Annotated in this window: 10 protein-coding genes; 5 read left to right on the top strand and 5 right to left on the bottom strand. The window is 67.3% G+C overall.

Annotation, left to right across the window (positions count from 1 at the left end; all coding sequences use genetic code 11):
- Positions 1-101: 101 nt before the first annotated feature.
- From OM977_RS07800 to OM977_RS07785, 4 genes are all read right to left on the bottom strand, one after another.
- Positions 102-1,433, bottom strand: a complete 1,332-nt coding sequence (locus OM977_RS07800; protein WP_264356921.1) for an RNA polymerase sigma factor — start codon at positions 1,431-1,433, stop codon at positions 102-104.
- Positions 1,434-1,712: 279 nt separating this feature from the next.
- Positions 1,713-2,963 (bottom strand): DUF4192 domain-containing protein, encoded by a 1,251-nt coding sequence (locus OM977_RS07795; protein WP_264356920.1) that lies wholly within the window; start codon positions 2,961-2,963, stop codon positions 1,713-1,715.
- An 87-nt stretch (positions 2,964-3,050) separates the two neighbouring features.
- Entirely contained in the window at positions 3,051-4,382 is a 1,332-nt protein-coding gene (locus OM977_RS07790) for an MFS transporter (protein ID WP_264356919.1), read from the bottom strand.
- Between the two features lie 35 nt (positions 4,383-4,417).
- Entirely contained in the window at positions 4,418-5,356 is a 939-nt protein-coding gene (locus OM977_RS07785; protein ID WP_264356918.1) for a proteasome assembly chaperone family protein, read from the bottom strand.
- 326 nt (positions 5,357-5,682) lie between these two features.
- Between OM977_RS07785 and OM977_RS07780 the strand changes: the two genes are divergently transcribed.
- The 4 genes from OM977_RS07780 (at position 5,683) to OM977_RS07765 (ending at position 11,316) form a co-directional block, all read left to right on the top strand.
- Positions 5,683-7,209: a leucyl aminopeptidase gene (locus OM977_RS07780; protein ID WP_264356917.1), complete on the top strand. Its 1,527-nt coding sequence runs from the start codon at positions 5,683-5,685 to the stop codon at positions 7,207-7,209.
- 235 nt (positions 7,210-7,444) lie between these two features.
- Complete coding sequence (gene lpdA / locus OM977_RS07775; RefSeq protein WP_264356916.1) at positions 7,445-8,830, top strand: dihydrolipoyl dehydrogenase; 1,386 nt, start codon at positions 7,445-7,447, stop codon at positions 8,828-8,830.
- 126 nt (positions 8,831-8,956) lie between these two features.
- Complete coding sequence (sucB, locus tag OM977_RS07770; RefSeq protein WP_264356915.1) at positions 8,957-10,798, top strand: 2-oxoglutarate dehydrogenase, E2 component, dihydrolipoamide succinyltransferase; 1,842 nt, start codon at positions 8,957-8,959, stop codon at positions 10,796-10,798.
- 167 nt (positions 10,799-10,965) lie between these two features.
- Positions 10,966-11,316 carry a hypothetical protein gene (locus OM977_RS07765; RefSeq protein ID WP_264356914.1) on the top strand — a complete coding sequence of 117 codons (351 nt, stop codon included), beginning with the start codon at positions 10,966-10,968 and terminating at the stop codon, positions 11,314-11,316.
- A 103-nt stretch (positions 11,317-11,419) separates the two neighbouring features.
- Here the strand turns inward: OM977_RS07765 and OM977_RS07760 are convergent, their stop codons facing one another.
- Entirely contained in the window at positions 11,420-11,794 is a 375-nt protein-coding gene (locus OM977_RS07760) for a VOC family protein (RefSeq protein ID WP_264356913.1), read from the bottom strand.
- A 132-nt stretch (positions 11,795-11,926) separates the two neighbouring features.
- Between OM977_RS07760 and OM977_RS07755 the strand changes: the two genes are divergently transcribed.
- Positions 11,927-12,355 (top strand): OsmC family protein, encoded by a 429-nt coding sequence (locus OM977_RS07755; RefSeq protein ID WP_264356912.1) that lies wholly within the window; start codon positions 11,927-11,929, stop codon positions 12,353-12,355.
- Positions 12,356-12,401: the final 46 nt, after the last annotated feature.

The raw sequence follows: 12,401 nt of genomic DNA, 5'->3' as shown, positions 1-12,401 counted from the left end.
TGGCCGGGGAGAGCGAGGGCCCCCGGCGAAGGCCCCCGGACGGCGAAGGCCCCCGCCGGATCCTGATCCGGCGGGTGCCTTTGCGGTGTTGAAGCTGGAGCCTAGTCCAGGTAGTCCCGCAGGACCTGGGAGCGCGAGGGGTGGCGCAGCTTGGACATCGTCTTGGATTCGATCTGGCGGATCCGTTCCCGCGTGACACCGTAGACCTTGCCGATTTCGTCTAAAGTCTTCGGCTGTCCGTCGGTCAGGCCGAAGCGCATCGCCACGACGCCGGCTTCGCGCTCGGAGAGCGTGTCCAGCACCGAGTGCAGCTGTTCCTGCAGCAGGGTGAAGCTCACGGCATCGGCCGGAACAACGGCTTCGGAGTCCTCGATCAGGTCACCGAATTCGGAGTCGCCGTCCTCGCCCAGCGGGGTGTGCAGGGAGATCGGTTCGCGGCCGTACTTCTGGACTTCGACGACCTTTTCCGGAGTCATGTCCAGCTCGAGTGCCAGCTCCTCGGGCGTGGGTTCGCGGCCGAGATCCTGCAGCATCTGGCGCTGCACGCGGGCGAGCTTGTTGATGACTTCGACCATGTGCACCGGGATACGGATCGTGCGGGCCTGGTCGGCCATGGCGCGGGTGATCGCCTGGCGGATCCACCAGGTGGCGTAGGTGGAGAACTTGAAGCCCTTGGTGTAGTCGAACTTCTCGACGGCACGGATCAGGCCCAGGTTGCCCTCCTGGATCAAGTCAAGGAACAGCATGCCGCGGCCGGTGTAGCGCTTGGCCAGCGACACCACAAGGCGGAGGTTGGCCTCCAGGAGGTGGTTCTTGGCCCGCTTGCCATCGTGGATCACGAATTCAAGCTCGCGCTTGAGCTTCGGGTCCATGGATCCGTCGTCAGCGTTGATCTTTTCTTCGGCGAACAGGCCGGCCTCGATGCGCAGGGCCAGGTCCACTTCCTGCTCCGCGTTAAGCAGGGCGACCTTGCCGATCTGCTTCAGGTAGTCCTTGACGGGGTCGGCGGTGGCGCCGGCCGACATGACCTGCTGCACGGGGGCGTCGTCATCGTCGGCGTCGGAGTAGACAAAACCGGAGCCGGTAGTGGCAGCAGCGGCCTTGCCGGGCATCTCTTCGCCGTCGTCGCCGAGCTCGACGGCGTCAGCCGGGACGTCGTCGAGGTCCACCTCAACTTCGGCGTCTTCGTCGTCGTCACCGCGGGCGGCCTTGCCGGCGGCCTCAGCCGCGGCTTTGGCGCCGGGCTTGGGCCCGCGCTTCTTGGGTTCTGGCTTGGCGAGTGCCGATGCGGTGTCGTCGCCTTCGGCAGAGGCCGCGTCTTTGACAGCCTTGTTTGCAGCGCGCGTCGCGGCGCGCTTGGCGTTCGTCGCCGCCTTCTTGTCCTCGGGGGACAAAACGTCGGCGGGTTCCTTCTTCGCGGAAGACGGGGTCACAGAAAACCTTTCTAGCGGCGGTCTGTGGAATCACCATACGGGCAACACCACTATGACCCTGTCAAGTCCGCGGTTTCCATCAAGAGCCACCACGGCCAACAGAGCCACTTAGTAGAACTGCTGGGGCGGCCGTAATGTTCCCCGTTTCCGGGTTAACTACAAGCTCTTGATCCACGGACCCAACCGGGTCTCGGCAACCATTGTCTCACGATTTTCAGTTTGGGTTCCGATCCGGGGCGGGGGTTGCGCAATTCGGCGCGGATCAGCGTTCGATCCCGGTCACGCCGCTCCCGGCTCGAACTTCTGCCATGCGGCCTCCCTCCTTGCCGCCCACCCGCACAACGTGCCACGGCTCACGAGCTCCGCCAGGAGGACGGCCAGCCGGTAGCCCGGGTGTTGCGCGTCCGCCCGGCTGAACAGGGCATCGGCGAAGGAGCCCTTGCCCCGGCACCATTCGATCCAGCCGCGTCCGGTGAACGCGGCAGCCGCGGCCTCCCCGCCGCCGGCCTCGCCCAGTTGCACGAGGATCCGCTCCAGGCTTGCCATCCGCTGCCAGTCCGGCACGGAAGGCGCCAGCCCGAGCAACACCTCGCCATACCCCGGAACCGCCGGAGCGCCGTCCGATCCACCACTGGCAACCCCGGCACGCGGCAGGACCGGCGGGAGCGGCCCGAAACCGTCCAGCGGCGGCAGCGGCACCGGAGCCAGCGGAGTCAGCGGGCCGGAGGAGTCGAACATCCCGAAGTCCGCCGCGCCCTGCTCGGCGGCCTCCGGACCGGCGGCCGCCATCACCAGTACGGCATCACGCCAGGCCGGGACGCGTAGCGCGGCCCGCAGGTAGCCGGCGAGCTCTAGGGGCAGCCGCCTTCCGGCGGGTGACTGCAGGACCACAGCCCAGACGTCCAGTACCTGGGAATACTGCGACTGGTCCCGGGTGTGTCCGGTGAAGAGCCGGTACCAGTTCCGCTCCGATTCGAGCACCGCCGTGTCCTCGGGCATAGGGAACGGGCGGGCTGCCTCGGCGCCGGGCGCGGGCCCGACGGTGCTGCCGCGGAAGACCATCTCCGCATTGAGCTTGCTGTTCCTGATCTCGTCGATGGGCCGGCCGGGCGGGGCGCAGCAGGCAGGATCGGTGCAATAGGCGTTGCGCCAGTGCTCGGCGCCGATCAGCCAGGCGTCCCGCACCGGCATGCCGCTTTCCGCCAGTGCGTGCTCCAGCTCCTCGAGCAGTTCGGCCCAGGCCGCTCCCGCCCCGCCGGTGACCGTAACGTCACTGCCGGTGAAGAAGGCGAGCAGGACCCCGTCCGCGTGGTCGTCTGCCTCCAGGTAACCGGCCACTGTACGGGCGAACCCCGCGAAACCGCCCGGACTGCCGTCCCCCGGAAGGTCGACCCGCAGGGTTGCCCCGAGCCGCTTGCCCTGCATGGTCATGGCCACGAGGCTGCGCGACGGCCAGTAGCCGAGCGAATGCGGGATGTACCCGAGGACGTCTTCGGGGCCGGTAATTTTCAGGTGATCGGGAGCTGTCATAGCGCCAGCTTGGCCGTCCCGTGGCCCGGCGTCAGCCCCGGGGCAGCCGTATGTGGACAACCACTCCGCCGGGACCGTTCTCCAAGGTCAGCGCTGCTGGCGCCGTTCCGCGCTGAGCCGGCGGTTCCGGGCGAGCGCCGCGCGCAGCGGAGGTACGACGACGCCTTGGGCGGCCATCTGCCGGCGCACCTTGCGCCGGGTGATGAGAATGGCCCCGGCTCCCGCCGCGAGCAGGAGGAACTGGATGCTCAGGGCAATCCGGAACGGTGCGAGCCCGTACAACTCCCCCCGGGAGAAGCCCGTGGTGTGCAATACGTCCAGTACCAGGCCGATCAGAAAAATGGACACGAGCGCGGCGATGAACCCGCCGACGTTGACAATTCCCGTGGCGGTTCCGATCCGATGGGCAGGATTGAACGTCCGGGCAAAGTCGAAGCCGATCATGGAGCCGGGACCGCCGACGGCCAGCACCACCACGAGTCCGGCCAGCAGCCACAGCGGGGACCGGCCCGGGAAGAGCAGCACCGCCGCCCAGGCCACGGCCGTGGCGGCAGAGATCAGCAGGACCATGGTGGAGCGGCGCAACGGGTGCCGGGCAACGAAGGTGCCCATCAGGGGCCCGGCGGCAATGGCGGCCGCCACGTACAGGGTCATGAGGGCGGACACGGTGACGGTATCCAGGCCCTGGGCGGAGATCAGGAACGGATAACCCCACGTCATGGCAAACACCGTGCCGCTGAATTGGATGGTGAAGTGGCTCCACAACCCGAGCCTCGTGCCGGGTTGCCGCCAGGCATGGGACAGCGAGATTCCCGTGGCGCGCAGCCCCTGCGAGGGCGCGGGTGCGGGATGTCCCGGGGGCAGGTCCTGCAGCAGAACCAGCACGAGCACGACGGCGAGGGCGGACATGGCGGCCAGCGTCAGAAACGCGGGGGTCCAGCCTGCCGAGTGCAGGATCATGGCGAACGGCACCACGCTGAAGAGCTGGCCGAGCTGGCCGGACATGCCGGTCAGCTGCGTGAGCAGCGGAACACGCACCGGCGCGAACCACAGCGGGATCAGGCGGATGACGGCGATGAAGGTCATGGCGTCGCCGGCGCCGACCAGCACGCGGCCCAGGACTCCGCCGGGGATGCTGTCCGCGAAGGCCAATTCCAGCTGTCCGAGCCCCATCAGCAATGCGCCCGCGGCGATCATGGCCCGGGAACCAAGGCGGTCCACGAGCACGCCCACCGGGATCTGCAGGCCCGCGTAGACGAGGAGCTGCAGCACCGTGAAGAACGAAATTTCGGCCGCGCTAGCAGAGAAGCGCTCCGTGGCTTCCAGCCCGACGACGCCGAACGACGTGCGCTGGCTGACCGCCACCAGATAGGCGAAGACCCCGACGATCCAAATCAGCCAGGCTCGGGGTGCGGTCACCCCTCCATTATGCCCGCTCCCGGAAGAAATAGTATTTATTCGCCCGGCTCTTTACGGGCCAGGTAGGCCTCCACGGCCGCGCCCAGGGCGTCGGCGTTCGGAAGCTGGTCGTTCTCATCGGCCAGCAGGGACCGCCGGACGGTCCCCTCAGCCTTCTCGTCATAGCGCGTCTCGAGCCGGGAAACGACCTGCTGGACTTCCTCCGAGGCGGCGATCTGTTCGGCGATCTGCCGGCCCACTTCGCGGCCCGCCTCGCGCAGGCGGTCGGCGGGCAGCATGAGCGAGGTGGCTGCGCCCAGGTATTCCAGCCCGGCCACGGCAGCCGTGGGGTATTCCGCCTCTGCAAGGTAGTGCGGGACGTGGATCACGTAGCCGGCGACGTTGCGGCCAGCCGCGACGAGCCGCAACTCAAGGACATGCCCCACGGCAGCCGGCACCTCGACCGTCGGCTTCCACGCCGAGATCCCCTCGATAAGGTCCGGGCGGTTGCCGTGGACCGTTACGCCCACCGGCCGCGTGTGCGGCACCGGCATGGGGATGGAGTGGATCCAGGTGACCAGGTTGACGTCGAGGGTCTCGACGATGCCGACGACGGCCCGGGCGAACCGCTCCCACTGCAGGTCCGGTTCAAACCCGGCGAGCAGGAGGAAAGGGTTCCCCAGGCCGTCAGCGAGCCGATACAGCGCAAGGCTCGGAGCCTGGTAGTCCTGCAGGTGGTCTTCGACGAAGCTGACCTGCGGGCGCCGGGTCCGGTAGTCGAGCAGCTGGTCGGCGTCGAACTCGGCAATCATTTCCCCGTCCAGCGCGTCCAGCATTTCGGCGGTGATCTGGCTGACGACGTGACCGGCGTCGGCGAAGCCGGTGAAACCCATGACGAGGTTCAGTCCGCGCAGCTCCGGGCTGTGGAACAGCCTGTCATCACGCAGGTAGAGCGATTCGGGGTCCAGCAGGGAGCCGGAAATCCGTTCAATCACGGCATGTTCCTTTCGCAATAGCGGCGGTGGGAGGAGCGGGACCAGACCCGCGCGGCGGAGGTTTCCGGACACAACGGCCCGACTGGCGGTGGTTCCGGTACCTTGAACAACGCCCGGGGCCGCGCCGGCATTCCTGCCGCCGGTGTGCTCCAGCTCTCATTCAATTGAACAGCCGCCCGGCGGAGAGACTACGATCGGAACTGGCCCCAATGACGGCCGTGAAGTCACCGAAGTCACGTCTCAAGCCGACTGTGGCACCGGTTCCAGGGCAGGGCGCCGAACATGCAGTTCCTGCCGAATATCAGAGAGAATTGAGGACTGTCCTCGTGGTCAAGAATACCGAAGTGAAACTTAGTGCAATCGCCGGGGATCTGAGGAAGTACCCCAGCGACGCCCTCGTCATCGGAGTGGGACAGGGCACGGACGGTCCTATCCTGCTCAGCAACCCCCTGTCGGCGGAGGCCGCCGAGGCGCTGGCGGACTCACTGAGCATTCTTGGCGTCACCGGGGCGGTCGACCAGGCCCACCGCCTGCCGGGCCTGCCGGAAGCCGGGGCGGCCGTGCTGGTACTCGCCGGCGTCGGCAAGCTTGCCCCGAACCATCCCCTGACGGAGGAAGCGCTGCGCCGCGCCGCCGGCTCGGCGGTCCGCCAGCTGGCCGGCGCTGCCACCGTCACCCTGGCTCTCCCGACGGCGTCCCTGGCTGAGGTCGCAGCCGTCGCCGAGGGTGCCGCGATGGGCGCCTACTCGTTCACCGAATACCGCACCTCCAAGGATGGCCTGAAGGATCCGGTAAAGAACGTCGCCATTGTCACCGACCTCGCCACTGACCGGGGCCTGCAGCAGACGCTGACCCGTGCGGCCCTGATCGGCAAGGCAGTGAACGCGACCCGCTCGCTGGTCAACCAGCCGCCCAGCCACCTCTTCCCCGAGTCCTTCGCGGACGCCGCGAAGGAACTCTCCAAGGGCCTGCCCGTCAAGGTCACGGTCTGGGACGAGAAGCGCCTGGACAAGGAAGGTTTCGGCGGCATCCTGGGCGTCGGAAAGGGCTCCACCCGGCAGCCCCGCCTGGTCAAGGTCGAGTACGCCCCGGCCAAGGCGACCGCCAAGATCGCCCTCGTTGGCAAGGGCATCACCTTCGACACCGGCGGCATCTCCATCAAGCCGGCGCTGGGCATGGGCGACATGAAGAGCGACATGGCCGGCGCCGCCGTCGTGCTTAATACCGTGCTGGCCATCGCCGGCCTGGGCCTGCCCGTCAAGGTGACCGCCTGGCTCTGCATTGCGGAAAACATGCCCTCCGGCGCTGCCCAGCGCCCGGCCGACGTCCTGACCATGTTCGGTGGCAAGACCGTGGAGGTCCTGAACACCGACGCCGAAGGCCGCCTGGTCATGGCGGACGGGATCGTCGCGGCTAGCCAGGAATACCCGGACGCCATCATCGACGTCGCCACCCTCACCGGCGCCCAGCTGATTGCCCTCGGCGACCGCACCGCGGGCGTCATGGGCGCGGACACCGTCACAGGCCCGATCAAGGCCGCCGCGGACCGCGCCGGCGAGCTGGTCTGGCCGATGCCGCTGCCGGAGGAACTCCGCGCCAGCCTCGATTCGCAGGTCGCGGACATCGCCAACATCGGCGAACGCCACGGCGGAATGATGACGGCGGCGGTGTTCCTGCGGGAATTCGTCGGCAAGGGCAAGGATGGCGAGCAGATCCCCTGGGCGCACATCGACATCGCCGGCCCGTCCTTCAATAACGGCAGCCCGTACGGCTACAACCACAAACAGGGCACCGGCTGCACCGTGCGGACCCTGGTGGCCTACGCCGAGGACATCCTGGCCAAGGCCGTCTGAGCGGACGCGGGGCTTTGTGGCCGGGCTGACTCCCTGGCCACAAAGCCGCGTGACACTCGACACAAGCGCTCCACAAAAGCCACGGCAAGGTGGAGCATGTATTAGTGGTTCGCTAAGGTGAACTTCGGTAGTTCCAAATGAAAGGGAACCGGCCCGCTGGCATCATCTCGGCGGGAAGTTCCAAGACCAGATGATGCGTACTCTCGTGTCATCGTTCACGCGAGGGAGCGTTTTAGTGGCCGATCAGGCAACTGCGCAAGAATTCGACATCCTGGTACTCGGCGGCGGCAGCGGCGGCTACGCAACTGCCCTGCGTGCTGTTCAGCTTGGCCTTACCGTTGGCCTGATCGAAAAGGCCAAGCTCGGCGGCACCTGCCTGCACAACGGCTGTATCCCCACGAAGGCCCTGCTGCACTCCGCGGAGCTGGCCGACCACGCCCGTGACTCGGCGAAGTACGGCGTCAACGTCACCCTCGACAGCATCGACATCACCGCTGTCAACGCCTACAAGGACGGCATCATTGCCGGCAAGTTCAAGGGCCTGCAGGGCCTGATCAAGGGCAAAAAGGGCATCACCGTCATTGAGGGCGAAGGCAAGCTCCAGGGCACCGACACCATCGTCGTGAACGGCACCGCTTACAAGGGCAAGAACATCGTCCTCGCGACCGGGTCCTACTCCCGCACCCTGCCGGGCCTGGAGATCGGCGGCAAGGTCATCACCTCCGACGAAGCCCTCACCATGGACTTCATCCCGAAGAGCGCGATCATCCTGGGCGGCGGCGTGATCGGCGTCGAGTTCGCTTCGGTCTGGAAGTCCTTCGGCGTTGACGTCACCATCGTCGAAGGCCTGCCCTCGCTGGTCCCGAATGAGGACGCGACGATCGTCAAGGCCTTTGAGCGCGCCTTCAAGAAGCGCGGCATCAAGTTCTCCACCGGCGTCTTCTTCCAGGGCGTCGAGCAGAACGACGACGGCGTCAAGGTCACCCTCGTCGACGGCAAGACCTTCGAAGCCGACCTGCTGCTCGTCGCGGTCGGCCGCGGCCCTGTCACGGCGAACCTCGGCTACGAGGAGGCCGGCGTCACCGTCGACCGCGGCTTCGTCATCACCAACGAGCGCCTGCACACCGGCGTGGGTAACATCTTCGCCATCGGCGACATCGTCCCCGGCGTGCAGCTGGCGCACCGCGGCTACCAGCAGGGCATCTTCGTCGCCGAAGAGATCGCCGGCCTCAAGCCCGTCATCGTCGAAGACGTCAACATCCCCAAGGTCACCTACTCCGAGCCCGAAATCGCCACCGTCGGCTACAGCGAGAAGGCCGCCAAGGAAAAGTTCGGCGAGGACCAGATCCAGACCCAGGAGTACAACCTGGCCGGCAACGGCAAGAGCTCCATCCTGGGCACCAGCGGCCTGGTCAAGCTGGTCCGCCAGAAGGACGGCCCCGTGGTGGGCGTGCACATGATCGGCGCCCGCATGGGCGAGCAGATCGGCGAAGCACAGCTGATCGTGAACTGGGAAGCCTACCCGGAAGACGTGGCCGCGCTGGTCCACGCCCACCCGACCCAGAACGAGTCGCTGGGCGAGGCGCATCTGGCCCTGGCCGGCAAGCCCCTCCACGGCTAGCAGTTCCGCTCGCACCACCGCAAGAACACCGTGCGTAGTGCACCCGGCCCGAAAAGCCGGGTGCACTAAGCTCGACCAAGGCAGCAATCATCCGCACTAAAGATCAATAAGGAGAACGGGGACGACATGTCTGAATCCGTTAACTTGCCCGCCCTCGGTGAGAGTGTCACCGAAGGAACCGTCACCCGCTGGCTAAAGCAGGTAGGTGACCGGGTAGAGGTGGACGAGCCGCTGCTCGAAGTTTCCACCGACAAAGTAGACACCGAGATCCCCTCTCCGATCGCCGGCGTGATCGAGGAAATCCTCGTCGCCGAAGACGAGACCGCTGAAGTCGGAGCACCGCTGGTCCGTATCGGCGACGGCTCCGGTTCCGCGGCCGCTGCGGCGCCGGCCGAGGCAGCTCCGGCCGCAGGCGAGAGCGAAGCAGCACCGGCCGAGTCGCCGGCCGCTGCCGAAGCACCGGCACCGGAAGCTGAAGCTCCCGCCGCCGAGGCGCCTGCTGCCGAAGCCCCCGCTGCAGCTCCCGCCGGCCAGGGACACGAAGTCACGCTCCCCGCCCTGGGTGAGAGCGTCACCGAAGGTACCGTCACCCGCTGGCTGAAGAGCGTCGGCGACACCGTCGAGGTGGACGAGCCCCTGCTCGAGGTCTCCACGGACAAGGTCGACACCGAGATCCCGTCTCCGGTCGCCGGCACGCTGCAGGAAATCCGCGTCAACGAGGATGAGACGGCCGAGGTCGGTTCCGTCCTCGCCGTGATCGGCTCCGGCGCCGCCGCACCGGCAGCGGCCCCCGCCCCCGAGGCCCCCAAGGCCGAAGCGCCGAAGGCTGAGGCGCCGGCCGCTCCGGCTCCGGCCGAGGCACCCAAGGCCGAAGCGCCGAAGGCTGAGGCGCCGGCCGCTCCGGCTCCGGCCGAGGCACCCAAGGCCGAAGCTCCCGCCGCCGCGGCACCCGCCGCCGCCCCGGCCGAGGCTCCCAAGCAGGAGGCCCCGGCCGCTGCGGCTCCCGCGTCGGCCGCTTCCGCCGCTTCCGCCGAGTCCGGCTACGTCACTCCCCTGGTCCGCAAGCTCGCCAACCAGCAGGGCGTGGACATCTCCTCGCTGAGCGGAACCGGCGTCGGCGGCCGCATCCGCAAGCAGGATGTGCTCGCCGCCGCGGAAGCAAAGGCCGCTCCCGCCCCTGCAGCCGCGCCGGCCGCGTCCGCTGCCCCCGCCCGGTCGGCAGTTCCGGCAGCCGAGCTGTCCGCGCTGCGCGGCACCGTGCAGAAGGCACCCCGGATCCGCCAGGTCATTGCCCGCCGGATGCGCGAGTCCCTCGACATCTCCACGCAGCTGACCCAGGTGCACGAGGTGGACATGACCAAGGTCGCCAAGCTGCGCGCCAGGGCCAAGAACTCCTTCCAGGCCCAGAACGGCTCCAAGCTGACCTTCCTGCCCTTCATCGCCAAGGCTGTCGCCGAGGCCCTGAAGCAGCACCCGAAGGTCAACGCCTCCTACGACGAGGACAAGCAGGAGATCACCTACCACAACGCCGAGCACCTGGCGATTGCGGTCGACACCGACAAGGGCCTGCTGGTTCCGGTCATCTCGGACGCCGGCAACCTGAACCTCGCCGGCCTGGCCGGCAAGATTGCCGACGTCGCCGACCGTACCCGCAACGGCAAGATCGGCCCGGACGAGCTGTCCGGCGGAACCTTCAGCATCACCAACATCGGTTCCGTGGGCGCCCTGTTCGACACCCCGATCATCAACCAGCCGCAGGTCGCCATCTTGGGCACCGGCGCGATCGTCAAGCGTGCCGTGGTGGTTTCCGACGAGAACGGCGATGATTCGCTGGCCATCCGGTCGATGATGTACCTCTCCCTGACGTACGATCACCGCCTGGTGGACGGCGCCGACGCGGGACGGTTCCTGCAGACGCTGAAGGCACGCCTTGAGGAAGGCGCCTTCGAAGCGGACCTCGGACTCTAGAGTCTAAAAGCAAACCGACGGCGACGGCGGTGCGGGCGCCGGTGGGAACCACCGGATGGCCCGTACCGCCGTCGCCGTTTCCCGTGTCCGGTCCATCGCGTGGGCAGATCCTGAACCGTCAGCGGGTCCTACTACATTGCGTAGAACACTCTGGCTACACTGATGCCATGAACATCGTCTATAACGTCATGGTCTTCCTGCACATCATCGGCGCCGCCATGATCGTCGGCATCTGGATCGGCCAGATGAAGAAGCCCACCGTCCACCCCCGCCAGTTCGACGGCGCCGCCCTGCAGATCCTTACGGGCGTCGTGATGATGGGGCTCATTCCCGCGCTGGACATGGATGCCAACTACTTCAAGCTCGGGATCAAGTTCGCCATCGCCCTGGCCGTTGCTGTCCTGGCGTTCATCGGCCGCCGCAAGTACAAGAAGGACGAGCCGATCAGCAAGGGCCTCGCGCACAGCGTCGGCGGTCTGGCCCTGCTGAACGTGGCCATCGCGACGCTCTGGCAGTAGCCGCTTCCTCTAGCCAACGACGACGGCGACGCACCCTTGCGATGCGTCGCCGTCGCTGTTAAACGCTCCATCGGTAGCTTGTCCATTGGGGAGTCGTGGACAGTCAGTCGCCGGCGATGCAGAATTCGTTACCCTCGGGATCCTGCATCACGTCCCAGTGGAAATCGCCGATGTCGTTGCCTTCCACGAACTGGGCGCCGAGGGATTCGGCGAGTGCGCGCAGGGCCCCGGGATCTGGGCCGTGGATGTCCAGGTGCAGGCGGCGCCTGCCTTCCGTGGGCTCCGCGACCTGCTGGAAGGCCAACTGCGGGGCGCCCGGGCCGGCGGGCCGGAGCCAGACGAACTGTTCGAAGCGCGACGAGACCGAGGTGCCCAGCAGAGCGGCCCAGAACCCGGCCAGGCGCTCAGCGTCCGCGGCATTGACCATGATGGTGGCGATACGTGCCGAGGGCGCTGCACCCGGTTCGGGGATTTCCATGACGACACTGTACGCGGTCACAATCCTCTAAGAGCGGACACCGGTGCGCTGGCTGGGTGGAATCCCTAGGATTGGACACGACACGAACCGGCGCCTCGCCGGCTCGCTGATTCACAACGACGAGGAGTGGACATGGCAGCAACACGCACCGCACACACTGTATGGAATGGCGACCTGGCGACCGGCGCCGGTAACACGACGCTGGACAGTTCCGGGCTGGGCAACTTCGATGTCACGTGGAAGGCGCGCACCGAGGCGTCCGAGGGCAAGACCAGCCCCGAAGAGCTGATCGCCGCCGCCCACTCAGCCTGCTTCTCGATGGCCTTCAGCCACGCCCTGGCGCAGGCCGGCCACACACCGGAGGAGGTCAACACCAAGGCCGACGTGACCTTCGTCCCCGGCACCGGCATCACGGACAGCCACCTCACGATGAGCGCGCGCATCCCGGGGATCACCGAAGACGAGTTCCAGCGCATCGCTGAGGAAGCCAAAACCGGCTGCCCTGTCTCGGCTGCCCTGACCGGCATCAAGATCACCCTGGACGCCTCGCTGGCGTCCTAGTACGCCGCCGGCCCCACGCGGAAGGCCCCCGTTCCTGGATCTCCGG

Origin of the sequence: Pseudarthrobacter sp. MM222 (assembly GCF_947090775.1) — a bacterium.
Classification (GTDB): Bacteria; Actinomycetota; Actinomycetes; order Actinomycetales; family Micrococcaceae; genus Arthrobacter.
The sequence above is the reverse complement of the archived record's forward strand: the minus strand, read 5'-3'. Positions and strand labels throughout refer to the sequence as shown.